The organism is Arthrobacter sp. NPDC058127 (assembly GCF_042884555.1).
In the GTDB taxonomy this organism is placed as follows: domain Bacteria; phylum Actinomycetota; class Actinomycetes; order Actinomycetales; family Micrococcaceae; genus Arthrobacter.
Genome location: NZ_JBHVTT010000007.1, coordinates 52,575 through 78,960, shown reverse-complemented (window position 1 = coordinate 78,960; position 26,386 = coordinate 52,575). Strand labels below are relative to the sequence as shown.

Below are 26,386 nucleotides of genomic sequence, written 5' to 3'. Positions count from 1 at the left end.
CGATGGACGGAAAACTGGCCGTGATCGGCCTGGGCAGCATCGGAAGCATGGCCTTGTGGCAGGCCTCCCGTTTGACCGGTTCCGTCGTCGGATTCGAGGCGCAGGCGCCGGGTCATGCCCGTAGCGCCGTTGGGGGCGACACCCGTCTCTTCCGCATGCTATATCGAGGACGACCCGACTATTACCCCATCCTGCAGCGTTCCCGCGGCCTCTGGGCCGAACTCGAGGCGGAATCGGGCCAGGACATCCTGACGCGCTGCGGCGGGCTATCGATCGGGACGGTTGACGGCCCCTATATCGCCGCCCTGCTCGACACGACCCGGGTCAACGGGGCTGAGCACGAGATCTTGAGCCGCGACGCCATGGCGGAACGGTATCCGCAGCACAACCTTCGGCCTGATGACTGCGCCGTGTTCGATCCGCATGCCGGCGCCCTGCGCACTGACCGCGCAGTGACGGCGGCAGTTGCCGCCGCACAGGCAAACGGGGCAACAGTGGTCACCGACACGCCGATCGACAGCATCCAGGAAACTGACGACGGCGTGGTCGTCACCTCGGGCGACGAGTCGTGGACCTTCGAAAACGTGATCGTCGCGTCCGGCGGCTGGTCCCAAAAGCTCATGCCCGACTATCTGAAAGCGGCAACCGAGACGCGGCGGATATTCCTGTCCTGGTTCGTGGCCAGAGACGCGGCGGAATTCTCCCCGGAGAGATTCCCCGTCTTCATCAGGATTTCCGGAGACCGCTCCATGTACGGTGCACCGAGCGTTGACGGAGCGACGGTAAAGGCCACCTTGGATGGTCGCGGGGCGCCAACCCCAGCGGCTGACTCAGTGCCAAGGGACCTCACCGCAGCGGAGATCGCCGAAACCACCGAGACGGTACGTGAGTTCTTCCCCGGCCTTTTCCCCAGCATCGTTCGCTCGGACGCGTTCCCGGACCTCTACACCACGGACTCCCAGCCTTTGCTGGGCTTCCTCGACAATTCCAGCAGGATCTACGCCGCAACTGGATTCTCAGGCGCCGGATTCAAAATGGCTTCCGGCTACGGCGAGATCGCAGCCAGCGAAGCCCTCGGTAAGCGCTGGTTCGACGGGCTGGACTTCGTTCGGCCCCACAGGTTCGAAAAGATTTAGCGACTTCTTATGGGTTCCCTGGGTGAACCCATAATCGCGTATTGTTGACAATCTACAGTTACTAAGAAAGTATGAAGTCATGGCAGCACTTAGCCCCATCCTCAAGCAGGCAACTCCCGTAGTCGTCGACTACGCACTCGGGAGCTGGATCCACGCGACCGACGGCAAGAAGTACCTCGATTTCACCACCGGGATTGGTGTCACCAGCACTGGCCATTGCCACCCTGACGTGGTGGCCGCAGCCCGCGATCAGGTGGGCAAGATTGTCCACGCCCAGTACACGACTGTGATGCACAAGCCCCTTCTGGAATTGACGGAACTCCTTGGCAGCGTCCTGCCCGAAGGATTGGACAGTGTCTTCTACGCGACTTCCGGATCAGAAGCCGTGGAAGCATCCATCCGCTTGGCCCGCATGGCAACCGGCCGCCCCAACATCATCTCCTTCCAGGGAGGCTTTCACGGGCGGACGGTGGCTGCGGCGTCCTTGACCACCGCCGGAACCAAGTTCCGCTCAGGATTCTCCCCCCTGATGGGCGGCGTGCACGTAGCTCCCTTCCCGCATTGGTACCGGTACGGATGGGATGAAGCCACGGCTGTCGAGTTTGCCTTGAAGGAACTGGACCACCTCCTTCTGACCGTCAGCACCCCGGCCGATACGGCAGGCTTCATCATCGAACCCGTCCTCGGCGACGGCGGATACATCCCCACGCCTGTTGCCTTCCTCCAAGGACTTCGGGAACGGGCAGACCGGCACGGCATCGTACTCATCCTCGATGAAGTCCAGGCCGGCGTCGGCCGGACGGGGAAGTTCTGGGGGCACGACTGGGCCGGGATACGGCCCGACGTGGTCATCACCGCAAAGGGCCTCGCAAGCGGCTTCCCGATTTCGGCTATTGCCGCGTCGGCGGATTTGATGGGCAAGGCCTGGCCTGGTTCCCAAGGTGGTACCTATGGTGGAAACGCGGTCGCAGCAGCAGCCGGTGTCGCCACCTTGGGTGTCATTCAGAGGGAGAACCTGGTGGAAAATGCCTTGCTGCGCGGCGACGAACTGAGGGCAGGGCTGGACGCGCTCCAGGCAGAATTCCCGGGAATCGGCAACGTGCGCGGACGCGGCCTCATGCAGGGCGTCGAATTCACCTCCGAAGGCAACACTCCAGATGCGGCAACCGCACTCGCGGTCCAGCAGGCTGCCATCAAGGAAGAGCTCCTGCTGCTCACCTGCGGCCCGCATGGCAACGTCATTCGTCTCATCCCCGCGCTGAACGTCAGCAGCGATGAAATCCAGGCAGGCCTGTCCAAGTTCACGCAGGCGCTCAAGTCGGCCACTTCCTAGTTCCCCTGATCACTGAAAGAGCGAACATGAACCCCCCATTTGATCCCACCACTCTCCAAACAGACTTGTTTATTGACGGAAAATGGCAAAGCGCTGCTGACGGAGCCACCTTCCCGGTAGAGAACCCGGCCACGAACGAAGTCATTGCCCACGTCGCAGATGGCAGTGCTGAAGACGCCGCCCTGGCCATCGAGGCCGCAGGTCGCGCGCAGGCGGAGTGGAGCAAATCCACGCCGCGTCGGCGGGCCGACATCCTGCGGCGTGCCTTCGATCTGGTCATTGCCAACACCGACCGGCTCGCGGCGATCATGACCGCCGAAATGGGAAAGCCCCTGGCCGAAGCAAGGGGAGAAGTAGCCTATGGCGCCGAGTTCCTTCGCTGGTTCTCGGAAGAGGCCGTAAGGATCGGCGGCGACAGCACCACCTCCGTGGACGGAAATACGCGCATCCTCATCACCAAGGAACCAGTCGGACCGTCGGTATTGGTCACGCCCTGGAACTTCCCGCTCGCCATGGGAGCGCGCAAGATCGCCCCCGCAGTCGCCGCAGGGTGCACCATGGTGTTCAAGCCGGCCGAGCTGACGCCGCTGACCTCTTTGGCTTTGGTTGCCATCTTCCAGGAAGCCGGACTTCCCGACGGCGTTCTGAACGTCGTGACGACGTCGAGCGCTTCCGGCGTGGTGCGGACCTGGACGGACAGCGGCATCGCCCGCAAGATCAGCTTCACCGGCTCCACCGAGGTGGGCAAAATCCTCTTGCGGCAAGCCGCTGACAACGTCATGCGCTCTTCCATGGAGCTCGGCGGGAACGCACCGTTCATCGTGCTCGCCGATGCCGACGTCGAGAAGGCAGTGGATGGAGCCATGAAAGCAAAGATGCGGAACATGGGCGAAGCCTGCACGGCCGCAAACCGCTTCTTCGTCCATCGCTCCGTTGCAGAGGAGTTTGGCGAGAAGTTCTCCAAAAAGATGTCAGAATTGCAGGTGGGCAACGGCGCTTTGGCAGGCACAGAAGTGGGTCCGCTCATCGAACAGGCAGGGTTGGACAAAGTGGAGTCTCTTGTTGCCGACGCTGTTTCCAAGGGTGCACGGGTGCTGACTGGCGGAAGCCGCCCGGAAGGTCCCGGCTACTTCTACTCCCCCACTGTCCTGACGGATGTGGCGCTGGAATCCGAGCTGATGACCACGGAGATATTCGGACCGGTAGCAGCCATCACTCCCTTCGACAGTGAGGACGAAGTACTCCGTATGGCCAATGACACCGCATGGGGCTTGGTGGGCTACGTGTTCACCGAAAGCGTGGACAAGGCCATGCGGTTCTCAGCGGAACTGGAGGTCGGAATGGTCGGTGTCAACACCGGCATCGTGTCCAATCCCGCCGCTCCTTTCGGGGGCGTCAAACAGTCGGGCCTGGGACGTGAAGGCGGAAAGATCGGCATCGAAGAATTCCTGGAATACAAGTACACCGCGATAGCGGTCTAATAGATTCAATTTGGCGAAGTATGAAATGAGGGGATGTCAATGGCGGCACCGGAGGGAATGTTCGTATTGGAGGGCCGGCCCACGGCGCAGCTGATCGCTGACCAACTCCGTGAGCTCATCGTCCAAGGGGCTTTCAGGCCCGGTCAGCAGGTGAACGAATCTGCCCTGGCTAGCCAGCTCAACACGTCAAGGGGGCCACTCAGGGAAGCTCTGCAACGGTTATGCCAGGAAGGCATCCTAGTCAGCAAGCGTAACCGCGGCGTTTTCGTGCTGGAGCTTTCAACCGTAGACATCAAAGAGATCTACGCCGTGCGCGAGGCAGTGGAACTGGCCGCCGCCAACACTCTCCTCGACTCTGCTCCCGACCAGATCACGGATACCTGCCGAGAGCTCAAGGGCATCATCAAGAACATGGCAAAGCAGGTGGCGGCGTCGGACTGGCAGGCGATCGCCAGGCTCGACATGCAATTCCACACCGCTTTCGTTTCAGGCACCGGGAACACTCGACTGATCCGGATTTACGAGACACTTGCCGCGGAATCCCGCATGTGTATCCTCAGCCTGGAAGTCTCATATCCCCGCATAGATGTGCTGGTACAGGAACACCAAGACATCCTGGATCTTCTTGAGGCGCGCGACCAGAGCGGACTTCAACAAGCCATAAAGCGACACATGCAGAAGGCCGTCGAGGACCTCACATCGACGCGGCAGCCAAGTGGCGTTACCGCGTAAATTTTGCACACAAACTACGGGCCCGGTTCAAGCGAACTGGGCCCGTAGTTTTTCTGCCAGGCTGCCTATTCGTTCCGGGCGGGCACGGGCAGCTCGACGACGGGTTGCAGCCAGGCCTTGTGGTTGCGGACGTGACGGTCTGAGGGACGGATGTACCGGTCGCTTCCGTTGTCCGGGGCCAGTCGCAGGCCTTCATCGGCCAGCGCGCCTTCGATGGCCAGGATGCTGCCGGCACCGATGCCGGCGACGTCTTCCCTCAGGTTCTTGGCTGAGAGGGCGATCAGCTGCCCCACCGTCTGCACGCCTGACCTCAGCAGTGCGTTCACCGTCATCCTGGGCAGCTTGATTTCCCTCAGGGGTAGGTTTCATTTCATCTACCCACCGGTCCTTTCTCCGGCAAAGCGTGCACGTCCGCGGGGAGCGGTGAATGTGCAGGACGCAGGCTCCCAGGATCGTGCCGGCGGCTATTGGATCGCCCGGAGCCAGGTCAGTTCCGAGCCGTCGCCCTCGATGGGGCCTGCGAGTTCTTCGTTGAACTTCCGTCCGTAGTCGGCGCCGATGTGCTCCTCGAAGGCGGCCTGGTCGCGGTAGACCTCGAAGACGAAGTACTCGTTGGGCCGGGATTACCTGGTGTAGGGCCAGAAGACCACGTTTCCCGGCTCGGCGCGGACGTGTTCGGTGAGCTCGCGCATCATTTCCGCGACGCTGGCTTCGCGGCCGGGCTTGACAGTGAATTCTGCATACAGCGTTTTGGTCATGGTGGGTTCCTTCTTTCAGGCGAAATTGTTGGAGTGGTTGGTTGGGTCAGTCAGATGGTGGGAGTTCGCCCGAGCCGCGCACGATCAGCTCCGAGGGGACAACCCAGGTGCTGGGCTGGCTTTGGTCGCCGTCGATCCTGGCCAGGATCCTTTCGGCGGCGAGTTTGCCAATGCGTTCAGGGTGCTGCGCGATGACCGTGATGCCCGGTTCCATCATGTCCGCGAGGGCGAAGTCGTCGAAACCGACCAGGGCCACTTTGTGGCTCGCGCCCGCTTCCTTCAGTGCCCTCATGGCGCCGAAGGTGACCAGGTTCTGGCTGGAGAATATCGCGGTAGGGGGATTCCGGGAGGCGAGCAGTTCGTCTGTCGCGCGACGTGCTGCCTCTTCGTCGTGAAGGTTCTCAATGGCGGGAACGTCGGACACGGCGATGCCGGAGCGGGCGAGTTCCTCCAGGAACCCCCGGCGGCGTTCCCGTGCGGTCTGGATGTCGGTCCGGTCTCCAAGGTATGCCAGCCTGGTGTGGCCGTGGCTGAGCAGGTGGGCGGCCGCCCGCGCTCCGCCGGTGGCGTTGTCGCTCACGACGGCGTCGGCGTCGATCCCGTTGGGTTCGCGGTCGATGAAAACGACCGGCAAGTCCTGGGAGTGTTCCGGGATGACGTGGGCCTGGCTCTTGGCAATGGGTGTGAGGATAAGCCCGTCGACCCGGCGCCTGAGAAACGCGGCGACGAGGGCTTTCTCCCGCTCGGCATCGTCGTCCAGGCTCGCGGCAAACATGGCAATGCCGCGCGCCGCCAGGGCATCTTCAATGGCGCGGTGGATTTCCCCGCTGAACGGGTTGGCCACGCTGGGCAGAAGCAAGCCGATGGACAGGGTCCGGCGCCCGGTGCGGCGGAGACTGCCCGCGGCCATGTCCAACTGGTAGTTCAGCTGTTCCACGGCCCGGAGCACCCGCACCGTTTTGGCTTCCGAGACGCCGGGCTCTTCATTGACGACCCGGGATACAGCCAAGACAATCTTCGAAGAACTAGTGCCGTTGACCGACGTCGTCAAACTCAGCGACGACGACGCCCACTGGCTGTACCCCGGAACACCGCTGGAGGACATCGCAGCCCGGGTCCTCGCCCTGGGCGCCGAACTGGCCGTCATCACCACTGGTTCTTCCGGCTCCCTGCTCTCCACCGCCGCAACGCAACTGACCATCCCCGCGGTGGCAACACAGGTAGCCGATACCATCGGCGCCGGAGACTCCTACATGTCCGCACTGATCCACGGGCTCCTGAACCGCACCGGCGAAGGCCTCACCCCGTCCGTGCTCGAAACGATAGGCCGCAGCGCCTCCATGGCAGCAGCCATCACCGTGAGCCGTCCCGGCGCCAACCCGCCAACCTGGGCGGAGCTCGACGCAGAGCTCACCCAACCGCGGTTCGGTGATCCATTCAAGGCCGCCGCCCAACCTGCCTGAGCACCTTCTCCTCCCGGAGATCCTGGGCAGGCTGCTGTGTCGATATGTTTGGCGCCGTATCCAAAGCAGCCAGGACCCGTTTGGGGTACGTCCAGCATGACCGGGACGGCGCCCGGGCGCGCACAAGTCCGTCTTCCGGCTTTCTCAGGCAACCGGAACGTTTAAGGTTAAACCCGCCGCGCCCCGAAGGGCACCGGTGGAGATGATCTGCCCGTCCTTGATGACGGTACGCGTCTTGCTTTCGTCCCAGAGGATCGAGGGCTCACAGAAGGGATTCCCGTCTAGCACCACCAAGTCTGCGCAGAACCCTACGGCGATGCGTCCAAGGTCACCGCGCCGAAGCAGGGCGGCGTTGGTTGACGTTGCCGACCGGAGGGCGCCGTACACGCCAAGCACTTCACACTGCAGGCGAAGTCCGGCCAGTTGCTCATCCTCTAGTTCACCCATGAGGTCTGTTCCGAACCCAATCCGGACCCCCGCATCTCGGGCCAGTGCCACGGCGTTCCTCCCTGCCTCTAGCACTTCCCGGTTCTTGGCCGCTCCCACTTCGGTGAGGCCGACTTCCTTGCCGCGCCGTTCCATGGCTTCGTAGGTCACCAAGGTGGGGACCAGATAGACGTCATTGTTGGCCATTAGCTGGGCGGTTTCGGCATCCAGCAGGTTGCCGTGTTCGATGCAGCGAACCCCGTTGAGTACTGAATGGCGAATGGCCTCGGGCGAATATGCGTGAGCCGTGGCGTAGCTGCCCCGGCGGGAAGCCTCCTCGGTTACGACTCGGATTTCCGCCGCGCTGTACTGCGGAACCCGAATCGGATCGACCGGTGAAACGACGCCTCCGGAGGTCATGAGCTTGATAGCGGAGGCGCCTGTGCGAAAGCGGTGACGCACCGCCCGCAGCAGGTCTTCGGCGCCGTCCACCACTTCGCACATGTGCCCGCCATGGAAGCATCCTCCGTCGTTCGCGGGACGGATATCGCCGTGTCCGCCTGTCTGGCTTAGCGCCGGGCCTGTGAAGAAGTAGCGCGGACCAGGGTACAGACCCTCCTCGATGGCGCTGGCAAGGCCAACGTCACCACCGGCTACGTCACGAACCGAAGTGAACCCGCGGAGCAGTGTAGCCGCGAGGCGCCTTGCTCCGACCAGTGCAGAATAGCTCAGCGGCCCCGTCTCGTTTCTGGCGGACGTCAGGCTGAGCGCGTAAGCATGAAAATGCGCATCGATAAGTCCTGGAATCACGGTTCGGCCGCCGGCGTCAAGGACGGCACCGGTCTCTTCCACCTCCCGCCCTACGGCGATGATCCGGCCATCCCGGATGCTGATTGAGCCCTCAATCAGCTCAGGTGATTCACCGTCGAAGATTAGGGCGTTCCGTATTGTCAGGCGTTCCGGAGTGGTCACGTACGGTTCCTTCCTGTTGTCCAGCACGGGCGGGCCCCCAATTGGTGCCCGCCCGTGAAGGAACTAGCTGGCGGCGGTAAGGGATTCTTCGAGCAGATGGACTGACCGCCGTGCAACGTCCACGGCTGCGTCCACCGAACTCTGGTCGTAGCTGCCCTCAGGGCCGAGGAAGTTCATGGATCCGATAGTCTGGCCGTTGCTCACGACCGGAACGTTGACGATGGCCCCGCAGCCCAATGACTCGATGGTTGCCGAATCAAAGAAGAATGCGCGGACCGCTTCCTTATCCGCCCCCAAGAACGGCTGCTGTCCATTGAGCACCTGCTTCAGCCACACTTGGTTCGTGTCCCCGGCGAGAGTCTTCTTCCCGCCCACCGGATAGACATCGGGATGCGTGGTGTAGACGCGGGCCATGCTGGCGCCATTCTCAGCAATCACGGAGGCGGTAAAGAGCGTGACACCGACTGCCTCCTGGGCGTGAGCGTACACGTCGTCAAAGGATTCAAACTGGGAACTCATAAGGTCCTTTCCTTTCTAGATGGGAACCCATCAGCTGGCGGTGCTTAGTAGCCGTAGTGCGCCTTGGCGAAGTCCTCGGTGATAAAACCGTTGACGATGTCATAGGTGATGTCCTCGCGGGAGCGCTTGGAGACGTCTCCGAAGCCGCCGCCCCCTCCCACGGCGAGGCGGATGACATCGCCGGCCTTGACCTTGCGGGCGTTCGCCTTCAGCGTGCGGACCTCATCAGTGCGGCCGGGGTTAATCACAACCTCCGGGCCCTGGGCGTCTGATCCGCCGAAGAGCCCCCAGGCGGGGGTCTTCGACCGTTCGAACCAGAGCCCGACCACGCAGTCGGCCAGGAATTCGTACTCGCGCACCACGCCGTTGCCGCCGCGGTACTGCCCGGGACCTCCGGAGTTGGGGCGGATGGAGTACTCGTTGATCCGGAATGGGTAGCGGGTTTCCAGCATCTCGATGGGCAGGTCCTTGAGAGAGCCGTTGACGTTATTGATCATGGCTGATTCACCATCCGTGCCCTGCCAGGCACCCCAGCCGCCCAGGGTTGCTTCCATGGTGACGAAGTTCCGGCCGAAGCGGGTGTCGAAACCGGCGGCGGTGATGATCATTGAGTCACCGTGGCTGGCGCTGGCGACGCGTTCCGGCATGGCAGGAGCCATCGCTTTAGAGACGAGGTCGATCAGCAGCCCAAGGTGGGAGAAGTACCACTGGCACGGGGCCGGCGTTACGGCCCCGAGCACTGAGCCGGACCGCACCTGAGTGGTCATTGGCCGGAAGGAACCGCCGTTGGAGTTGGACTCAGGGCTGACAAGGAGTTTGTAGCCAACGCGCAGTGCCGAGACGGCCTGGGCAGCACCACAGTTGACCGGACCCAGGGTCTGGTCCGCCGATCCGGTGACGTCGAAGTCAACGGTGTCGCCGGCTACAGTGATCCGCAGCTTGATCGGAATGGGAGTGTCCAAATTGATGCCGTCGTTGTCCAGGAAGCCCTCGGCTTCGTAGACCCCGTCCGGGATGTTGCTGACGGTCGCACGCTCAATTTCCTCCGTTTGGCGGAAGATCTCATCCCGGGCGGCATCCAGCTGCTCCATCCCGTACCTGCCCACGAGCTCCTTCATCCGGGTGGTCCCCATCCGGAGGGCTGCGATCATCGCATGCATGTCACCAATGGTCTGGTAGGGGAAGCGCACGTTGGTCCGGATCAGGTCCACAACCGAAGTCTCGACTCCGGCTTCGACCAGCTTGACCGGCCCCATTCTGAAGCCTTCCTGGAAGATATCTGTCGAGTCCATCGAGCCGCCCACATCTTTGGACCCCATGTCCATCCAGTGCGCACGGGTGGCGGCGAATCCGACCACCGCGCCTTCGTCGAAGATCGGAGCAAAAAGGGTCACATCATTCAGGTGGGTGCCGCCCAGGTATGAGTCGTTGAGGATCCAAATGTCCCCTTCCTGCCAGACCGCGCGGCCGTACATCTCCTCCACAGCGATGGAACAGGTTTCGAGGTTGCCGAGGAAGAGCGGCAGGCCGGCGGACTGCCCGAGCACGCGGTGTTCGGTGTCCAGCAGGGCCACAACGCAGTCCCCGCCCTCGTAGAGGATGGGTGAGTAAGCGGAACGGATCAGTGTGGCGTTCATGTCATCCGCGGCGCTGGTGAGCGCGTTGCGGATGATTTCCACGGTGACGGGATCCAGGGTTTTGACTGCTGCAATTGTCATTTTTGGTACCTCAGTTTCCTTCGACGTCTTCAGAGCGGATAACCAGTGAGCCGAACTCGTCGACCTTGACACTGAACCCGGGGGGAACCACGGTGGTGGCGGTCTGCTCCACGATGATGGCTGGTCCTTCGAATGTGTGCCCGGCACCGAGGTCGTCCCGGCGGACCACGATGGTGTCCTGCTCGACGTGGTCAAAGACCACCCGGCGTATTTCGTGCTTGAACTCCGGGCCCCGTGCGGTTACGTAACTGGGAGCTTCCAGCCGTCCCAGGTCGCCGACGGCCTGCGTGCGCAGCGTGACGATTTCGATCGGGGCGCCGAGGTTGGAGTGGCCGTAGCGCTCGTGGTACATCGCGGAGAAGCGGACAGCGAGGTTCGCGACGAAGTCCGGAGATTCGGGTTCGTCAGCGGACGTCAGGGGAACGTTCAGGGAGAACTCCTGCGATTGATAGCGGACGTCCACGGACGCCGTCGTGGCGCGGCTTTCCTCCGGGACCCCTTCCGAGACCAGCGACGACAGGCCTTCTACTTCCATCGAGCGCAGGATGCCGGCCATATCTGCCACATCGATGTCTTCGTCCAGGTAGAAGTACGGTTCGGAAAAGTCCTTGCGGATGTTGGTCTGCAGCATGCCCCAGGCCGAGAAAGCGCCGGGGAAGCGGGGAACGACCGTTTCCGGGATGCCAAGTTCCTTCGCGAGGAAGACGGCGTGCATGGGTCCGGCTCCGCCGAAGGCCACGAGGGCGAAGTCGCGGGGTTCGATGCCGCGGGAGATGGTGATGGTCCGGATGGCCTGGGCCATCTGCGAGTTGGCGACGTCGCAGATGCCTTCGGCCATGGCGATGGGGTCAAGGCCGAGCTGGTCACCGACTGTCTTCAGGGCTGTGATCGCGGCCTCGCGGTTCAAGGCCACCTGTCCGCCGGCGAACCAGTCGGGGTCGACTCGGCCGAGCACCAGGTTGGCGTCGGTAACGGTGGGTTCCGTCCCGCCGCGGCCGTAGCAGGCCGGTCCAGGGTTGGCTCCTGCGGAACGCGGTCCCACCCGGAGGCCGCCGGCTTCGAGCCAAGCGACGGAGCCGCCGCCAGCGCCGACGGTGTGGATGTTCACGACGCTCATGAGCATCGGCAGACCTTCAAGGTGGGCTTCCGTGGAGACATCCGGCTTGCCGTCGACCACCAAGGAAACGTCAAAGGATGTGCCGCCCATGTCCACACCGATGAGGTTGCGGTTTCCCGAGACACCTGCCAGTTCGACATCGCCCATGGCACCGCCGACGGGGCCGGAAAGCAGTGTCTGCAGCGGGCGCTTACGGGCGGACTCTGCGGTAAGAACGCCGCCGGAGGACTGCATAATGTGCAGCGGGGCTTCCACTCCCCGGTCAGCGAGTTTCTCTTCCAAGTCCAAGAGGTAGTTGCGTACGACCGGACCCGTGTAGGCCTCGACGACGGCGGAGGACGTGCGCTCGTATTCGCGCCATTCCTTCGCTGCTTCGTGCGAGAGGGAGACCGTGAACTCTTCGCCGAGTTCCTCGATCAAGATTTCGCGGGCCCGGAGCTCGTGCGAGGGGTTCTTGTAGCTGAACAAGAACGCAACGGCGACGGCGCCGTAGCCCTCCTCCACCGCCCGGCGCGCTGCTTGGCGGACTGCCAGTTCGTCCAAAGGCCGGAGTTCCTGGCCTTGACTGTCCAGCCTGCCACCGACGCCGATGACGTCCTTGCGATCGACCAGCGGGGCAGGCTTGCGGTATTGAGCATTGTAGAGCTCAAGACGCGGGCCGCGGGCGATGTGATAGGTATCTTCGATGCCGGCCGTTGCCAGCAGTAGCACGGGAACCCCCCGACGTTCCAGGAACGCATTCAGGCCCTGGGTGGTGCCGTGGACCAGGAAATCGATGTCCGATAGATCATTAACTATCGATTCGAGGCCTGCGATGACTCCGGCACTCAGGTTCCCCGGCGTGGTGGACGCTTTCGTAGCCGCGTAGGTTCCGGCGTCCTGATCGTACGCCACAATGTCGGTAAAGGTTCCGCCGATATCCATCGACACCCTGTAGTTCGGCACGTATATCTCCTCATGGTCTTGGGATGGAACTTTGTGTGTGGGACATCACGGTACATACGGGGCCGAGCAAGATGGTGGGCATACTGCATGATTGGGCTACGGCTGGACGGGCAGAGTGCATAACAGGGTTGTGCGGGCACCAGAGCTGACGAGGCCGGTGGCCTGAAGCGGCACGAGCCATTCCGGCCGGGGCAGGCGCAAGTGCTGGAACGAACGGTGACCGGCGCCCCAGAGGGTGCGCGTTTAGAGGGGCAGTGCTTTACGCCCAAACGCTCGAATCAAAAAAGTGCAAAGTGAACACTTTCTGAGCACTCCCCGCTTGTAGTGTGAGTGCAATCACTCGGCGGGAGGCCAGGAAGAGCTACCCCGAGTGGAGGCTTTGGTGAGCTGCTCCGAGGTGAATTCCCTAATATCCGGACTGTTCTCCGTGCCCAGAAACACTGCGTGTACTTCTTATCCTGTCCAAAATATCGGAGGTCAAGACATGTCCAGCATCGACCCACTCATTTCAGGGCAAGCGCCCGGGACGGCGAGCCCGCCTCGCTCCATGGCCGTCGGGCACGCGTTCCGCGACATGCCTTTCGGGTCCATCCACTTTAAAATCTGCGCCGTTCTATTCTTCGCTTTCGCAATCGAAGCCTGGGAAATGCTCATGCTCACCTACGTTGCTGGTGATCTGGCTACCAGCCTGCAGGTCGGCACGACGCAGGTAGGAATCGCCATCTCGGCGCTCTTCCTGGGCATGATCCCCGGGTCACTAGTTTGGGGGCCCATCTCTGACCGGATCGGTAGGAAGGCCACGTGTGCATGGAGCTTCGCCGGTTATGGCGTCTTCACGCTCCTGAGTTGCTTCGCACCGAACTTTGAGACCCTCTCGGTGGCTCGTTTCCTCTCCGGGCTGTTGTTCTCCGGCGTCTTCACTGTGACTTTCCCCTATTTTGAAGAACTGCTCCCGGTCAAGGCCCGCGGAAAGGCAACGGTCTATCTGGCCGCAGGGTGGCCGATTGGTATCCTGGCCGCCCTCGGCACCGCTGCTCTGATCGGAGGGCACGGCTGGCGCTGGGTCATTGCTGTTAGCGCACTTGCCAGCCTCTGGGGCATCGTTCTGTACAAGATCGTTCCGGAATCCCCGTACTGGCTCGCGAGGCGGGGGCGGAACGAAGAGGCGCACGATGTCCTCGACCATCTGGGAGCCCGCGGCATCTCCCGTGGCACCATTTTCACCGTCTCGGAGGGCAAGAAGCAGTCCATCTGGGGCCTTTTCAAGGGGAGGATGGGCCGGGTCACGGTCATTCAAGTCCTCATCAACTTCACCTTCTCTTGGGGCTACTGGGGACTTCAATCGTGGATGCCAACATTGCTTGAAGGGCGGGGACTGAGCGCCTCATCAAGCTTTGCCTTCATTGCCCTGAGCGCGGTCCTCATGATCCCCGGATACATGACGGCCTCCTACCTGACGGGACGCTTTGGCCGCAAATGGATATTCACGATCTACGTCCTCGCCGCGGCTGGCGGCGGCTTCTTCTTCGCGACAGCCTCAACCGAGACCGAAATGTATCTCGGCATGTTCTCCCTGGCCTTCTTCGCTCTGGGAGCCTGGGGTGTCTGGGACACGTGGATGGGCGAGCTCTATCCCTCAGCCCTTCGTGGCTCAGGCTACGGGTTCGGGATTTTCGGTCAGCGCGTCGCGAATACGGTCGCACCGAGTCTTGTCGGGTTCCTCCTAGCCTCCGCCACCGGAGCCACCTCGACAATTCTGTTCATCAACATGTTCTTGTTTGTCACAGTCATCCTTGGCCTGTTCTTGCCCGAAACCGAAGGAAGTGAATTGGAATGATCACCCCCACCGACAATCTCCACGATCTCTCGGAGAACGCCCGAATCCTGTGGATCAACCCGCTCTACACCGATGCGTACAACCGAGCGATGGCGGATTCCTTCCGCCAGATAGTCCGTCCCGGCACCGAAGTTGATGTCGTTTCCCTTGACGGAGAGGGCCCCTCACACGTCGAGTACAACGCTTTCGAGGCACTCATGCTTCCATCGCTGTTGCGAACGGTGCGGTGGGCGGAAGAAGAAGGCTATGACGCCGCCGTCATCGGCTGTTTTTACGACCCCGCGCTGCGGGCGGCACGCGAAATCACCGATCGCATGGTGGTTGTGGGCCCGGCGCACTCGGCGCTGAGCATCGCCGGAAGTCTGGGCGAGCGATTCTCCATCCTCGTCGGACGGAAAAAGTGGATTCCGGAGATGGCCGAGAACGTCCATCGTTGCGGCGCGTCAGACCGTCTTGCCTCATGGCGCGTGCTCGAGATGGGCGTCGATGACTTCCAGGAGGACCCGGCACTCACGGAACAGCGGATCATGACCGAAGCCCGCAAGGCCGTGGAGCAGGACGGCGCCGACGTCGTCATCCTCGGCTGCACGGCCGAATTCGGATTCTTCCGAACGGTTCAAGAGGAAATCGGCGTACCCGTGATCGACGCGACTGTGGCCCCGCTCAAGCACGCCGAGCAGCTCGTCGACTCGGTTCGTCGGTTCGGTTGGACGCACAGCAAGCGCCTGGGCTACGACGGGCCCACGGCCCAAGAACGCCAGCGGTTCTTCCCGGCCCTCGAGCCAAAGCACATGGTGTCAATGACCACGGTGTCCTCGTGAACAGGCCGGAATCCGCGGTTGTCTTCCGCAAATTAGGCGGCCCCGATGTGCTGGCCGTCGAAGCTGCTTCTCCACGTCCAGTCGCCGAAAACGATGTCCGGATCAACGTCGCAGCATTCGCACTCAACCGGGCAGATCTAATGTTCATCCACGGAGAGCACTACACCATCCCGGTGTTCCCCTCGCGCATTGGTTCCGAGGCAGTTGGCACCGTCACCGAGATCGGCGCGAACGTCACCGCCTTCAGCATCGGCGACCGCGTTACGAGCATTCCATTCTTCACCACAACCGACGGCGTGCAGGCAACAACAGCCGTCCTCCCGGCAGACTACCTAACCCTTGCTCCACCGGAACTTTCGGACGCCCAGGCCTGCTCTGTGTGGATGCAATATCTCACTTCTTACTTCGCTTTCGCAGAAGTAGCCAACCTCGGATCCGAAGACACAGTGCTCGTGACGGCCGCCGCCAGTTCAGCCGGGTTTGGGGCCATCGAGATCGCACGCGCACTTGGGGCGAAGGTGGTCGCGACGACACGGTCGGAGAAGAAGCGATCGCTCCTCCTCGAGGCCGGCGCAAACGAAGTGGCCCTCGTAGGAGTCGACGACCTGGGCGAAGTCATCGACCGCACCACCGATGGCAAAGGCGTGCGGGTCGCTTTCGATCCTGTCGGAGGAGAGTCCCTCGGCACCTACGTCGATCACCTCGCACCCAACGCCGTCATCTTCGGCTACGGAACGCTGAGCGATTTGCAGCCCGTCATCCCTATGGCCGCAATGTGCAGGACTCAATCGGTTTTCCACCCGTACTCAATGTTCAACCACGTCGGACGGGCCGATGAGCGGCGGCGAGGTGTCGACTTCATCCTCGAGCGGATTAGCTCCGGGGCCCTGCGGCCCAGAGTCGACCGGGTCTTTGCTTTCGACCAAGTGCTTGATGCCTACCGCTACATGGAGTCGAACGAACAGTCAGGGAAGATTGTCGTCGAAATAAGTTAGCCCGGACGCGCCTGGCTCCGTGTCCGTGTCCGTGGAACAGTCCGCGGGCACGGACCGGGGTCGAGCTCAGGCAGGGACCGCGCCGTCACGTACTGCTGACGGATGAAGACGCGCGCTGCAGCACTTTGGCGATGAGGTGGACGGACAGCAGCTCAGAGGGAATATCAAGCGGGACACCGAGTTCCCTCGCCCGGTTAAGCCGGGCCTGCAGGGTGTTCCGGTGCAGGTTGAGGGTTTTCGCAGCGAGGCTGACTGAGCCGCGGTGATCGAGGAAGACGGCCACTGCGGTAATGATTACGTCGCGGTCAGGGGAGGTCATCAGCCGCGGCAGTGATAGTTCTGCCACGAGCGCGACGGCGGCCATGTCGACGAAGGTCGTGGCCGCGACCACCCCGAGGCTGGCGAAGCCTAGAACCGTGCCGGGTCCCGTTGACCGGGCGGATTCAGCGGACAGCCGCGCCTCACGCACGATCAACGCCAGCGCTGGGACATCCTCCTGCCATCGGGACAGTCCCGCCACCAGGCCAAGCTCGGCAAGAGCCGGCCCCAGACGTGTCCTGATCCGGGTTTCGAGCTGGGTGGAGGCGTCCTCCTCCCCGGCCGGTACGAGCGTCAGCCAACCGCCTTGAACCTCCGCCAAGGGGCTGCGTACTGTGACCTTGCGCCAGAGCAGGCGCAACACGGCCGTCAGCTCAGGCCGATGGTCTTGCACCTGCCCGCTGCGGAACCACACGGCCACGTACGGCTCCCCTTCGCGCCAGCCCAACTGCTTCAGCAGATGTCGGTGCTTTTCCTCGAACTCCGCGCCTGACGCGGCAGGGTCCTGATCCAACCCGGCGATAGCCGCTGTGGGAACGGCCCGGGCAGTGCTGAGTAGGTCCTCCAACAGCCAGGCAGCCTTCACAGAGGGGGTGGCTACTTCAAGGATTGAGCGGACCAGCCGCAGGTTGTGGACGCCGGAAGTGGGCACGCGGGCCGTGAGGGTGAAGCGGACGGCACTATTGGCCTCGCCGACTTCCACGGTGATGACTTCGTCAGTCTCCCGTGGAGGCATTCCGGCGGAGGCCAGAACAACGCCGTCGTGTTCCAGCGAAACTCCGGATCCGTCCAGTTCCCTGGAAATGGTCTTGAGGACATCACCGAGTGTGGTGTCCTTTGCGACTGTCCGGGCAACCCTGGCCAGTTCCGCATCGACCACTGACAGGGCCGCTCCGATCTCGGCCGCCAGCGCCAAGGCGAGCGCTGCAGGTTCCCCGTCAGTGGCCAGCAGCGTGATGCCCAACCGCTCTGCCAGTCCGACCGCCGCGCTTGCATAGGCGCTGCCGGCCACGACGACGGCGCTGGCCCGCCGCTCCCAGGCGTGTCGCAGCGCCGCTGACACAAGCCAACCCCCTGATCCCATCTCTGAGGTGAGGACCACCACGGTATTGGGCCGCACCTGCCGGATTGCTTCAAGCTGGGAGACGAGAACAACACTTTCTATCAGCCCGCTGGATGGAGTGAGATATAGCGGAGTGGTGCCACGGAGGGAACCGTGCGCCAATAGCCCGGCGACATCGAGGCGGGTTTCATTTTTCGATCTACGCATGTCTCCGCCTTGGGTGCACGATCGGAATGCCGAAGGCCTTTGGCTCGGTGAGATCCAACCCCGCCTCCGTGTACCACTGCGCCGCTGCCGTGATCTTCATTATGTCGATGACGTCGCCCACCTGGACGTCGTCGATGTTGACCACCGTGCCGTGCTCGGAATTGAGTAGCGTCACCATGTCCGGGACGGCTGCTGTCACCGCACCATCCACGAGGACCAGCAGGATCTCATTCTGGATTTCAAGACGGACGATGCGTCCGGTGGTTTCGTCTTCGAGCGTTACGCTGGACGGCTGCGCCGGCAGGCCGAGGTCGGTGGGCCGGGAGAGGCTTTCGATGTGGCTCACGCGGGCCCGGGCGATGCGCGTCGCGCCGAGGAGATCGGCGAGCAACAACAGCTTTCTCTCAACCGATGTGCTCGCGTCGAGGATTTGCCCGATCCGGATCATCCGGCTGATGGAGCCATGGACGCCATGCTCCTTCAGCTGTTGCGCGGAACACGGATACATGGCTGTGGCTGCCCAGCCGCCGAGTTCGGTCACCAGTGCACGCACCAGCGTTTCGGCCCGCTGCGGGCTTTCGACCTCAACAACCGCCCGTTCCCCGGTTACCCCCATGAGCGCGATAGGGCCGATTGCCACGTTTCCAATGTTCAGAGTTGTCTGGCTGATCAAGGGGAAAACACGGCCCATGGGGTCGGAATCGATGACAGGCAGCGAGGACTGCAGCCCAACCATAAGGGGGACGATTCCGTTGATGTTGGCGGCGGCGAGCGAATAGATCGCCCGCACCGACCGGCCGAGACTCGCCTCGATGGCACGAATGCAGCCAAGGAACTCATCGCCCACGGGAGGCATGTCGGCGATGAAAAGGCCTTGCGTTACCATTCCGACCGCCACCACCAGATCGTCGGGAGCAAGCTCATCGACGGTGATGAGCTCCAACGACCGGTTCTCCATCGCTCGTTGAATCATCTCGGCGTAGATGTAGATGGCCGTCGGGTCGATGGTGCAGGTCAGGAAGTGGGCCCCGGTGCGGAGGTTACGGATGTCCTCGGTAGTGAGTATGGTGCTCATGGGTTGGTTCCCCGCACGGCAGCGGGCAGCACGTGTTCCTCGTCGGCGGACGTTTCTCCTGCCGCTTGGACCCGGATTCTAACGATTCCGGGATTACCGTAGGGCATGGCGTAGACGTTCGATTCAAGGATGCGGGTTTGCCCGGGGCTGGCGCCTAACTGGACCGCCGCTGAGTGGGCGTCCTCTTCGGCGAGGTTCTGTACGCGTTCCAGGTCAACCCGGCCGCTGACGGTCTCGAGTCTGTCGATCCACGCCGTCAGCGGCGCCGCTGCAGACCCTACCAGTGCGGCGTCCTGCACCGCTGGCAGAGTGGGCACCAGCCCGAAGGGCAGCGCACTCTCCGGCCGCTCGCGGAGGTCGGCAATCACGGACGGGATGTCGGGGCGAACCGGGTGGTGGACGGTGTACGGCTCGAGAATGGCGGCGTTGCTGGCGAGGCTTGCGTCGAATCCTTGGCGAATGAGGCTTCTGGAGACAGGCAGCCCTCCGCGGGTGTGGCCCACGGTGGCCCCAGCCTCCATGCAGAGAATGACTTCCCCGTTGGGGATTCCCGCCAGTGTGGCCGCGCCAAGGATTGCCATCGCGGGCTCGGCGTGCAACCCGTGCACAGGAGCCAACGCCAACCGTGATAGAGGCGCGCGGCCGCCGTCGTTCTTTGCAAACGACAAGTGGGTGGCCGGGAACTGCCGCCGGCCTACCTCCGTAAGCATTGCAGCCAGCTCTTCCCCCGTCTCCATCAGGGCGCTGTTTAGGATGGCCGTGTAGTCGCGGTCCCGGAAAACACTGGAATAGAAATCACTGGAAATACTGATCCGCATATCTCTATCGTTGCTTAGGATGGCATCGGCTATACGCGTTTCATGGTTCCTTGACGCGGTCGAACCGACGGAAGTGATCGCCACGTTCCGTGCGTCACCGGCAAGGATGCCGGGGAGATCGGCCAGGAACGCCTCCAGGTCCAACCGGGCCAGAGGCCGTCCCCGCAGGTCGTGACCCCCGCGGACATGCACGGTCCGGGTCACTGCAGGCTCAACAAGGGGTGGCGGCACGGTCATGTGGAAGGCGTCCGCGGGCGGACGGGGCGAAATGCGGATGGCGACAACGTCGGCCAGTTTCCGCTCCACCAAGACCCGTCCGACGTCGGCAGTGATCTCCGTGATGCCTGGCCCGAACTCCCGACGGAGCCCTGACATGGACAATTCCAAGGCTTCCGACAAACTGCCCGCGTGCACCTCCCGAATGGCTGAAACTACAGTCCGCCCGTTCAGCACAACGGTCCGGCAGCTGGTTCCCTGCAGCCGCAGTCCTACTCTCATTGTTCAGCTTCCTGCCTTCCCTGGACATCGCGGCCGTCATCCCGGAACCGTTAGTGGGTCTTGGTGACTTTGGCGAGACCGACTGGACTGTCTGGGTCGAGTCCGCGGCGTAGTGCCAGTTCCAGGGCCAGTCTCTGCAGCGGGAGAATGTCGACGAGCGGCGACAGTTCGGTCGACACCGTGGCGCTCGGCACCTGGACCTGGGCGGCCGCGATTGTCCGGCCGCCCAGCTCAGCGACGAGCCCGCCAAGCCGGGTGGCCGCTTCGGCGAAGGAGATGACGGAGTCGCGGCCTGCGTCGCCGCGCGTCAACGCGATGATGCCCGCACCAGGCACGACTTGCCCGAGCGGGCCGTGGGTCGCATCGGCGGCGCTCCAGCCCGAGGCTGCGATCGCATTCGTCTCCATGAGCTTGAGGGCACCCTCCTTCGCGGTGGCCATCCCGTAGCCTCGGCCGACGATGAGGATGCGTTCGCGGCCCTCGAACGCATCGACCAGCTCGTCGAGCGGCTGACCGAGGACTGCGATCGCCTCCTCCGCTGTCGCACGGACGCGAGTTCCGATGTCGTCCCAATCGAGGCCGGCGACGCGGAACACCACGAGTGCGATGGCCAAGAGCTCCGCGGTGTATGTCTTGGTCGCGGCAACCGAGAGTTCCGGCCCTGCCGCGAGCGGAATATGAACGCGCCCGAGTGCGGCGAGGGCGCTCCGGGAATCGTTGGTGATCGCGACGATGGGCACGCCCGCTTCGGCAATGGATTCGGCGGTCGCGAGGAGGTCCGGGGACTGGCCCGATTGGGATACGGCGATGGCGACAGTCGAGGGGTAGCGGAGGCTCGTGTCGAACGCGGTCACCGTTGCCGGGGTCGCCAGCATGGCCGGGATGTGAAGAAGGTTGTGGACGAGGTATTGGCCGTACATCGCGGCATGGTCGCTTGACCCTCGTGCCACGAAGACGAGCAATTCTGGTTGGGTTTCACGGATCAGGTCGGCGGCGGCGTCGATGGCGGCCCGCTGGTCATCAAGCAGGTCGATCCAGCGGCTGGGCTGTTCGGCGATTTCCGCCCGCATTAGTGCCCCGGGCCCGTCGATGATCGCCGCGCTCACGAGGCGAGCCCCGTGATCATCGAGATCAGCTCATTGTGGGACGTGTCGGCGACGCGCCGGGTTCCCACCTGTGTCCCACGTCGGAGGACGGTAACCCGGTCGGCGATGCGGAAGACCTGCTCCATGTTGTGGCTGACGACGAGTACGGCGGCGCCGCGCTCCTTGAGTTTGAGGATGGTCTCCTCGACCTTCGCGGTCTCGGCCACCCCCAAGGCCGCCGTCGGTTCATCCATGAGCACAAGGCTGCTGGCCCAATGGGTGGCGCGAGCGATGGCTATACCCTGTCGTTGGCCGCCCGAAAGGTCGCTGAGCGTCGATTTCGCAGAGGGGATGCGCACATCCAGCTCGTCGACGAGCGCCTGCGTGCGCGTTGCCATCCCCTTGCGATCGAGCGTGCCGAACGGCGGCTTGCGCAGTTCGCGGCCGAGGAACAGGTTCATGTACACCGGCTGGAGGTCGACGAGTGCGAGATCCTGGTAGACGACCTCGACGCCCTTCGTGCGCGCATCGGAGGCGTCGCGAAAGATGGTGCGTTCCCCGTTCAACCAGATCTCCCCGTCGGTGGGCTGGTAGAGGCCGGAGATGATCTTGACGAGCGTCGATTTGCCGGCGCCGTTGTCGCCGACAAGGGCGACGATCTCGCCTGGCTCGATCTCGAGGTCGAACCGCTTGATGGCGACGATGCCGCCGAAGTGCTTGCTGATGCCGTCGAGCCGTAGCGGCTTGACCGTTCCGTCGTTGGGTTTCGGCGTGGATGTGGGGTCTGCGATGATCATGCTGTCCTCCTGGGTGCAGCGAGTGTGTCGGAGATGGTGAGGGGTGCTGAGCCGTCGGAAGACCAGATACCGGCGACCGTCGGCGTTCCGGTGGATAGGCCCGCAATGCCGGCGGTGAGGGCGCGGGTGACGAACACTTGGGGGCGGAACCCGAACAGCACGGTGTCGCCTGGTTGTGCGCGGTGGTCGCCGAGAGGAACGGTGGCGTAATAGTCGATCGCGTCGGCTGCCGGCATGTCCACCCGCAGCTCAGGCGCGGTGACCGCGTTGGTATCCGGCGCCACAAGGAGCGCTGTGGTCGTCGAGCCGCCGAGCACCGGGTCGATGTAGAGGCCACCGCCGAAGACGTAGGCGTCGCCGTTCCAGAGGTGGGAGACCTCGGAGACATAGGCGATGGCGGGTTCCTCCACGAGATCCTGCACCGCGTGGGTCGGAGTGGTGCCCGTTAGGCCGTGGCCCGGTTCCACCTGGGTGGCTCCGGCTTCGGCGAGCGTTGCCAGGATGGAAACGGAGGTCGTTCCTGGTGCGTTCACCTGCACATCCCGGCGGCCCGCTCGTTCCAGTGCCCGCAACGCCGTGGTGAGCGTGGCGAGGTTCGGAGTGGAACGTGCGGCACCCGTTGTGGCGTCAAAGAGCGTTGCGGGGAAAGTGGTGATGCCGGCGAACCGAACGCCCCCAATGGCGTCGATCCGGTCGGCAGCGCCCACGACGTCTGTGGCGTCGAACCCGCCCTCGTGTCCGCGATAGAACCGATCGCCCGGGGCCTGGATACGCAACAGGACGTCTTGGACCCGGCCGTGCGCCAGGGCGGCCGCGCCGGCCTCAGCCGCCTTCGTTTCCGAGAAAACCGTCCAGTAGAGCGGTTCGAGTGCGGCCGCCTCGGCGGCGCGATGCTTGGGAATCTGGACGAGGTGCCCCAGATGACCGGTCCGGAGGCCGCCGGTCGCAGCGGCGATCGCGCACTCGAGGTCCACCCCGACCGCCTTGTCGATGCCGCCGGCGGCGATTGCCCGGGAGGCGTCCGGGTTGCGCCCGATCTGTTTCGTCATAGCGAACGGGGTCAGGGAGAGTCGGCTGGCTTCGGCCGAGATGGCTGCCGCGTTTCGGGTCACTGCGTCGAGGTCGATCACATAGGTGTTGGCCGGGATCTGACCGTTCTGGTGGAACCGGGCGGCCGCTTGCAGGAGCGCCGGGTTGCGGCGGCGAAGGAGGTCTAAGAACATCGGTGGGCCTAACTGTTCTTCTTGGCGCGGAGCGAGAGGGAGACGGCGGCGAGGATGATGATGCCGCGCACGATTAACTGCTGTGCCACGTTGAGGCCGCCCAGGAGCAGACCGTAGTTGATCATGCTCATGAACAGGCTGCCGACAAGTGCTCCGATGATGGAGCCCTTGCCTCCGGTGAGGGAGGTGCCACCGACAATGACCGCGGCGAGCACGCTCATCAGGTCGGAGCTGCCGAGCGTGTACGTCGCGCCGGCAAGACGACCCGCGTAGAGGATGCCGGCCAGGGCCGCCGCCATGCCGCTCACGATGAAGACAATCATTTTCACGCGATTCACTCGGATGCCGCTTACCGCAGCCGCCGACGATTTGTTGCCCACTGCGAGCACGTGTGCGCCGAACGAGCGCTGACGGAGCACGTGCCAGCCGATTGCGACGATCACGGCTGTCCACCAGATCAGAATGGGGATCCCGAGAAGCGTCCCGCCGCCGAACAGCCAACCGAAGGCGCTGTTCGTGACCGGAACCGATTGCAGGTTGGTCGCCTGCTGGGCAAGTCCGGCCACCAGGCCCATCGTGGCCAGAGTGACCAGGAAGGATGGCAGACGCACCATAGTGATAAAGATCCCGTTGATCGCGCCGACCCCAGCGCCGATGGCGAGTCCGGCCAACGCGGCCAACCACCATTGGTGGGTCGCCTGCAGCGTCACGGCCGACCCAAGGGACGCGAGTGCGACGGTGGAACCAATGGAGAGGTCGATTTCACCAACGCTCAAGACGAACACCGCCCCGACCGCCATCACTGTGATGGGGGCGGCCTGGGTGATGATGTTGACCAGGGTCGTGGTGTTGAGGAAGTTGCCGGCCTGGGTGATGGCGAAGTAGGCGAAGACGACTACGAAGCCGATGTAGACGACATACTGCCGCCAATCGATGTGCCGGAGGACGTCGCTGACCGTCCCTGTCTTGACGTGGGTCGTGATGGTCATGATGCTTCTCTTTCCTGTGGCTGGAGGGCCTTGTCGATGGCCAGGCGCACGGCGCCGGCGATGGGGGCGCGGGGGCCGAGCCGGCTGATGACGACCTTGAGGTCGCCCCGGCCGAGGCGCGTCATCCACGCACGGATGGGCGCAAGGAGTTCGACGCGGGTGCCGATTCCCCCGCCGAGGACGAAGAGTCCCGGGTTCACGACGGCGTCGACCGCGACGAGGGCATGGGCGATCCACTTCGCCTCCTCGTCGAGCGAGGCGGCCGCAAAGGGGTCCCCGCGCCCGGCCCGGTCGAAGACCTCGACGGCATCGGGAGTGGCTTCGGGGGCGGCTGAGTCGGAGGACGCCGAGTAGCGACGGCCGATGGCGTCGCCCGCGACCACCTCTTCGAGCGGACCGCGACGGTGGCTGGCGGGGTTGATCGGGTCGGCCCCGAACGGCAGGTATCCGATCTCCCCGGCACCGCCGCTCGCTCCGGCCCACAGCCGACGGTCGAGGATGAGACCGACGCCGATGCCGGTGCCGACCGATACGAACGCGAAGCTGTCGTACTCGAAGCCGACGCCGTCATGCAGTTCGCCGAGGGCGGCGATGTTGACATCGTTCTCCAGCACCACCGGATGCCCCAGCGCCTCCTCCAAGTCGGCTGCCAGGCTGAATCCGTCGAGCTCGCCGAGATTCGGCGCGCGCTCGAATCGGCCCGAGTCGCCGTCGGGAACGCCCGCTCCTCCGATCGCCGTGGCGACGACTGCCGATACATCGGACCCGATAGCCGAGGCCAGTGCGGCCACCAGTGCGGACAACTGTGGAACGAGATCGGGCCCAGCGTCTGGAGCGGTGGGTTCGGTCATCTGGAACAGCACCCGACCGTCGAGTCCGGCGATGCCGGCACGCACCTTGGTTCCGCCAAGGTCGACACCGACGACGAACCGCGAAACCGGAACGGAGGAGTGCTGGAGAACCTTCACCGCACCTCCAGCACGCTGGCGGGGTTGGCAGTGAGGAGCCGTTCGCAGTCCACGTCCGAGACCCCGCGTGCGCGGAGCTCGGGAACGAAGACGGCGCCGAGGTAGGAGTAGCCGTGGATCCCGTGGGTTTTCGGATTCATCCAGACTTCGGCTCCGGTGAGGTCTTGGGAGAGCAGGATGCGGTCGGTGTATCCGAGCGACACCAGCCACGCGACAAGGTCGGCGCGTCCGGCGTCGGACCGGTGGAAGGCGTGCTTGTCGAACTCGCCATCCGGGCGGGGGTCGGGGGCCGGACCAAGGAAGAAATCCCAGTTCTCCTTGCCGATCGTGTCGATGGCGATGCGGGGACCGGCATCCAGGACCCGGCGTGCGAATTCGGGGCTCAGCTGGGTGTCAAGGTGGCCGATGACCACTCGGTCCAGGTCAACGCCTTCGGAGTTAAGGATCTCGAGCTGCTCGAACGCCATCGTGCCGTGGGTGGTGTGGGTCATGACCGAGAGTCCGGTCTCGCGTTGAGCGCGGGCGACGGCGCGGAGGCACTTCTCCTCGTACGCGGTGATCTCGCCCAGGCTTGTCGCCTGTTCGCCGAAGATGCCTGCATGGATGCCCGAGTCGCCAATGCCGTGGACCACATCCCGGATCAGGCGCTCGGCGAGGACGCCGGCGTCGGCGTCGTGCACCCACTCGGGAGAGTAGGACTCGAGGTAGAACGCAGTTCCGGAGACGATGTGCATGCCCGTCTTGCGCGAGATCTCGGCGAGCAGTGCAGCGTTGTCTCCATTGTCGTCACGACCGACGACACCGTAAGGGCTGAGGTCGACGACGGTCCCGAATCCGAGCTCCCGGAGCGACCCGAGAGCCTCCACCGCCCTATCGACGGCGTCGTCCCGCAGCCCGCCAGTGAGCCAGGGTCCCGGAGTCAGCGAGAGGAGGTGTTCGTGTGGCATGACCCTGCCGAGGTCATCGGCCGGAACCGCACCGAGAACGGTTGTGACTTGCCCTGACATCGATGTCTCCTTCGTGGTGCTTGGTGTTTGGGGTGCGTGGCGAGCGGGGCGAGCGGTGGGCGAGACCGTCCGCCCCGTTCGGTCC

Annotated in this window: 23 protein-coding genes and 1 pseudogene; 8 read left to right on the top strand and 16 right to left on the bottom strand. The window is 63.7% G+C overall.

All coding sequences use genetic code 11. The features are described 5' to 3' along the window. Window positions 1-2: 2 nt before the first annotated feature. The 4 genes from ACFVTG_RS12000 to ACFVTG_RS11985 all read left to right on the top strand — a co-directional run bounded on the left by ACFVTG_RS12000 (window position 3) and on the right by ACFVTG_RS11985 (window position 4,682). Window positions 3-1,136 carry an FAD-dependent oxidoreductase gene (locus ACFVTG_RS12000; RefSeq protein ID WP_390280653.1) on the top strand — a complete coding sequence of 378 codons (1,134 nt, stop codon included), beginning with the start codon at window positions 3-5 and terminating at the stop codon, window positions 1,134-1,136. 79 nt (window positions 1,137-1,215) lie between these two features. After that, window positions 1,216-2,469 (top strand): aspartate aminotransferase family protein, encoded by a 1,254-nt coding sequence (locus ACFVTG_RS11995; protein ID WP_390280651.1) that lies wholly within the window; start codon window positions 1,216-1,218, stop codon window positions 2,467-2,469. 26 nt (window positions 2,470-2,495) lie between these two features. Continuing rightward, entirely contained in the window at window positions 2,496-3,950 is a 1,455-nt protein-coding gene (locus ACFVTG_RS11990; RefSeq protein WP_390280649.1) for an NAD-dependent succinate-semialdehyde dehydrogenase, read from the top strand. Window positions 3,951-3,989: 39 nt separating this feature from the next. Continuing rightward, window positions 3,990-4,682, top strand: a complete 693-nt coding sequence (locus ACFVTG_RS11985; RefSeq protein WP_390280648.1) for a GntR family transcriptional regulator — start codon at window positions 3,990-3,992, stop codon at window positions 4,680-4,682. A 65-nt stretch (window positions 4,683-4,747) separates the two neighbouring features. Here the strand turns inward: ACFVTG_RS11985 and ACFVTG_RS11980 are convergent, their stop codons facing one another. From ACFVTG_RS11980 to ACFVTG_RS11970, 3 genes are all read right to left on the bottom strand, one after another. Next, the gene (locus tag ACFVTG_RS11980) at window positions 4,748-5,014 is read right to left on the bottom strand and encodes a hypothetical protein (protein ID WP_390280646.1); all 267 of its coding nucleotides are present in this window, start codon (window positions 5,012-5,014) and stop codon (window positions 4,748-4,750) included. Between the two features lie 291 nt (window positions 5,015-5,305). Then, complete coding sequence (locus tag ACFVTG_RS11975; RefSeq protein ID WP_390280644.1) at window positions 5,306-5,440, bottom strand: putative quinol monooxygenase; 135 nt, start codon at window positions 5,438-5,440, stop codon at window positions 5,306-5,308. Window positions 5,441-5,486: 46 nt separating this feature from the next. After that, window positions 5,487-6,449, bottom strand: coding sequence for a LacI family DNA-binding transcriptional regulator (locus ACFVTG_RS11970; protein ID WP_390280642.1), 963 nt, complete (start codon window positions 6,447-6,449; stop codon window positions 5,487-5,489). Between ACFVTG_RS11970 and ACFVTG_RS11965 the strand changes: the two are divergent. Next, window positions 6,445-6,903: pseudogene (locus ACFVTG_RS11965) on the top strand (carbohydrate kinase family protein); the annotation flags it as partial. The gene ACFVTG_RS11970 and the pseudogene ACFVTG_RS11965 overlap by 5 nt on opposite strands. A gap of 144 nt (window positions 6,904-7,047) precedes the next feature. On the opposite strand, the gene ACFVTG_RS11960 reads toward ACFVTG_RS11965, so the two are convergent. The 4 genes from ACFVTG_RS11960 to ACFVTG_RS11945 form a co-directional block, all read right to left on the bottom strand. Then, entirely contained in the window at window positions 7,048-8,301 is a 1,254-nt protein-coding gene (locus ACFVTG_RS11960; RefSeq protein WP_390280640.1) for an amidohydrolase family protein, read from the bottom strand. Window positions 8,302-8,364: 63 nt separating this feature from the next. After that, the gene (locus ACFVTG_RS11955; RefSeq protein ID WP_390280638.1) at window positions 8,365-8,820 is read right to left on the bottom strand and encodes a GAF domain-containing protein; all 456 of its coding nucleotides are present in this window, start codon (window positions 8,818-8,820) and stop codon (window positions 8,365-8,367) included. Between the two features lie 44 nt (window positions 8,821-8,864). Further along, window positions 8,865-10,538, bottom strand: a complete 1,674-nt coding sequence (locus tag ACFVTG_RS11950) for a hydantoinase B/oxoprolinase family protein (protein ID WP_390280636.1) — start codon at window positions 10,536-10,538, stop codon at window positions 8,865-8,867. Between the two features lie 10 nt (window positions 10,539-10,548). Further along, a complete protein-coding gene (locus ACFVTG_RS11945) occupies window positions 10,549-12,600 on the bottom strand; it encodes a hydantoinase/oxoprolinase family protein (RefSeq protein ID WP_390280633.1) in 2,052 nt (683 codons plus the stop codon). A gap of 484 nt (window positions 12,601-13,084) precedes the next feature. On the opposite strand from ACFVTG_RS11945, the gene ACFVTG_RS11940 reads away from it, so the two are divergent. From ACFVTG_RS11940 to ACFVTG_RS11930, 3 genes are read left to right on the top strand one after another with little or no spacing between them, the layout of a single operon-like run. Further along, the gene (locus ACFVTG_RS11940) at window positions 13,085-14,437 is read left to right on the top strand and encodes an MFS transporter (protein WP_284755829.1); all 1,353 of its coding nucleotides are present in this window, start codon (window positions 13,085-13,087) and stop codon (window positions 14,435-14,437) included. Beyond that, window positions 14,434-15,258 carry an aspartate/glutamate racemase family protein gene (locus ACFVTG_RS11935; RefSeq protein WP_390280630.1) on the top strand — a complete coding sequence of 275 codons (825 nt, stop codon included), beginning with the start codon at window positions 14,434-14,436 and terminating at the stop codon, window positions 15,256-15,258. Before ACFVTG_RS11940 ends, ACFVTG_RS11935 begins: the two co-directional genes overlap by 4 nt. Next, a complete protein-coding gene (locus ACFVTG_RS11930; protein WP_390280628.1) occupies window positions 15,255-16,253 on the top strand; it encodes a zinc-dependent alcohol dehydrogenase family protein in 999 nt (332 codons plus the stop codon). Before ACFVTG_RS11935 ends, ACFVTG_RS11930 begins: the two co-directional genes overlap by 4 nt. A gap of 85 nt (window positions 16,254-16,338) precedes the next feature. Here the strand turns inward: ACFVTG_RS11930 and ACFVTG_RS11925 are convergent, their stop codons facing one another. From ACFVTG_RS11925 to ACFVTG_RS11885, 9 genes are all read right to left on the bottom strand, one after another. After that, entirely contained in the window at window positions 16,339-17,841 is a 1,503-nt protein-coding gene (locus ACFVTG_RS11925) for a helix-turn-helix domain-containing protein (RefSeq protein WP_284755826.1), read from the bottom strand. Next, window positions 17,834-18,916 (bottom strand): DUF917 domain-containing protein, encoded by a 1,083-nt coding sequence (locus tag ACFVTG_RS11920; RefSeq protein WP_390280626.1) that lies wholly within the window; start codon window positions 18,914-18,916, stop codon window positions 17,834-17,836. Before ACFVTG_RS11920 ends, ACFVTG_RS11925 begins: the two co-directional genes overlap by 8 nt. After that, entirely contained in the window at window positions 18,913-20,109 is a 1,197-nt protein-coding gene (locus ACFVTG_RS11915; protein WP_390280624.1) for a methylhydantoinase, read from the bottom strand. Before ACFVTG_RS11915 ends, ACFVTG_RS11920 begins: the two co-directional genes overlap by 4 nt. 173 nt (window positions 20,110-20,282) lie before the next feature. After that, a complete protein-coding gene (locus tag ACFVTG_RS11910; protein WP_390280622.1) occupies window positions 20,283-21,338 on the bottom strand; it encodes an SIS domain-containing protein in 1,056 nt (351 codons plus the stop codon). Then, the gene (locus tag ACFVTG_RS11905; protein ID WP_284755821.1) at window positions 21,335-22,114 is read right to left on the bottom strand and encodes an ATP-binding cassette domain-containing protein; all 780 of its coding nucleotides are present in this window, start codon (window positions 22,112-22,114) and stop codon (window positions 21,335-21,337) included. The genes ACFVTG_RS11910 and ACFVTG_RS11905 overlap by 4 nt, the downstream gene beginning before the upstream one ends. Further along, window positions 22,111-23,337, bottom strand: coding sequence for an alanine racemase (locus ACFVTG_RS11900; RefSeq protein ID WP_284755818.1), 1,227 nt, complete (start codon window positions 23,335-23,337; stop codon window positions 22,111-22,113). The genes ACFVTG_RS11905 and ACFVTG_RS11900 overlap by 4 nt, the downstream gene beginning before the upstream one ends. A gap of 8 nt (window positions 23,338-23,345) precedes the next feature. After that, complete coding sequence (locus ACFVTG_RS11895) at window positions 23,346-24,326, bottom strand: ABC transporter permease (protein WP_390280620.1); 981 nt, start codon at window positions 24,324-24,326, stop codon at window positions 23,346-23,348. Further along, window positions 24,323-25,294 carry an ROK family protein gene (locus tag ACFVTG_RS11890; RefSeq protein ID WP_390280617.1) on the bottom strand — a complete coding sequence of 324 codons (972 nt, stop codon included), beginning with the start codon at window positions 25,292-25,294 and terminating at the stop codon, window positions 24,323-24,325. The genes ACFVTG_RS11895 and ACFVTG_RS11890 overlap by 4 nt, the downstream gene beginning before the upstream one ends. Beyond that, entirely contained in the window at window positions 25,291-26,301 is a 1,011-nt protein-coding gene (locus ACFVTG_RS11885; RefSeq protein WP_390280615.1) for a phosphotriesterase, read from the bottom strand. Before ACFVTG_RS11885 ends, ACFVTG_RS11890 begins: the two co-directional genes overlap by 4 nt. Window positions 26,302-26,386: the final 85 nt, after the last annotated feature.

Excerpts from the sequence above, each read along its gene's own strand:
- ACFVTG_RS11940 (WP_284755829.1), top strand. The coding sequence starts at position 13,085 with ATGTCCAGCATCGACCCACTCATTTCAGGGCAAGCGCCCGGGACGGCG.
- ACFVTG_RS11920 (WP_390280626.1), bottom strand. The coding sequence starts at position 18,916 with ATGAGCACCATACTCACTACCGAGGACATCCGTAACCTCCGCACCGGG.
- ACFVTG_RS11915 (WP_390280624.1), bottom strand. The coding sequence starts at position 20,109 with ATGTCAGGGCTCCGTCGGGAGTTCGGGCCAGGCATCACGGAGATCACT.
- ACFVTG_RS12000 (WP_390280653.1), top strand. The coding sequence starts at position 3 with ATGGACGGAAAACTGGCCGTGATCGGCCTGGGCAGCATCGGAAGCATG.
- ACFVTG_RS11955 (WP_390280638.1), bottom strand. The coding sequence starts at position 8,820 with ATGAGTTCCCAGTTTGAATCCTTTGACGACGTGTACGCTCACGCCCAG.
- ACFVTG_RS11985 (WP_390280648.1), top strand. The coding sequence starts at position 3,990 with ATGGCGGCACCGGAGGGAATGTTCGTATTGGAGGGCCGGCCCACGGCG.
- ACFVTG_RS11995 (WP_390280651.1), top strand. The coding sequence starts at position 1,216 with ATGGCAGCACTTAGCCCCATCCTCAAGCAGGCAACTCCCGTAGTCGTC.
- ACFVTG_RS11975 (WP_390280644.1), bottom strand. The coding sequence starts at position 5,440 with ATGACCAAAACGCTGTATGCAGAATTCACTGTCAAGCCCGGCCGCGAA.
- ACFVTG_RS11950 (WP_390280636.1), bottom strand. The coding sequence starts at position 10,538 with ATGACAATTGCAGCAGTCAAAACCCTGGATCCCGTCACCGTGGAAATC.
- ACFVTG_RS11895 (WP_390280620.1), bottom strand. The coding sequence starts at position 24,326 with ATGACCATCACGACCCACGTCAAGACAGGGACGGTCAGCGACGTCCTC.
- ACFVTG_RS11925 (WP_284755826.1), bottom strand. The coding sequence starts at position 17,841 with ATGCGTAGATCGAAAAATGAAACCCGCCTCGATGTCGCCGGGCTATTG.
- ACFVTG_RS11980 (WP_390280646.1), bottom strand. The coding sequence starts at position 5,014 with ATGACGGTGAACGCACTGCTGAGGTCAGGCGTGCAGACGGTGGGGCAG.
- ACFVTG_RS11900 (WP_284755818.1), bottom strand. The coding sequence starts at position 23,337 with ATGTTCTTAGACCTCCTTCGCCGCCGCAACCCGGCGCTCCTGCAAGCG.
- ACFVTG_RS11935 (WP_390280630.1), top strand. The coding sequence starts at position 14,434 with ATGATCACCCCCACCGACAATCTCCACGATCTCTCGGAGAACGCCCGA.
- ACFVTG_RS11990 (WP_390280649.1), top strand. The coding sequence starts at position 2,496 with ATGAACCCCCCATTTGATCCCACCACTCTCCAAACAGACTTGTTTATT.
- ACFVTG_RS11885 (WP_390280615.1), bottom strand. The coding sequence starts at position 26,301 with ATGTCAGGGCAAGTCACAACCGTTCTCGGTGCGGTTCCGGCCGATGAC.
- ACFVTG_RS11905 (WP_284755821.1), bottom strand. The coding sequence starts at position 22,114 with ATGATCATCGCAGACCCCACATCCACGCCGAAACCCAACGACGGAACG.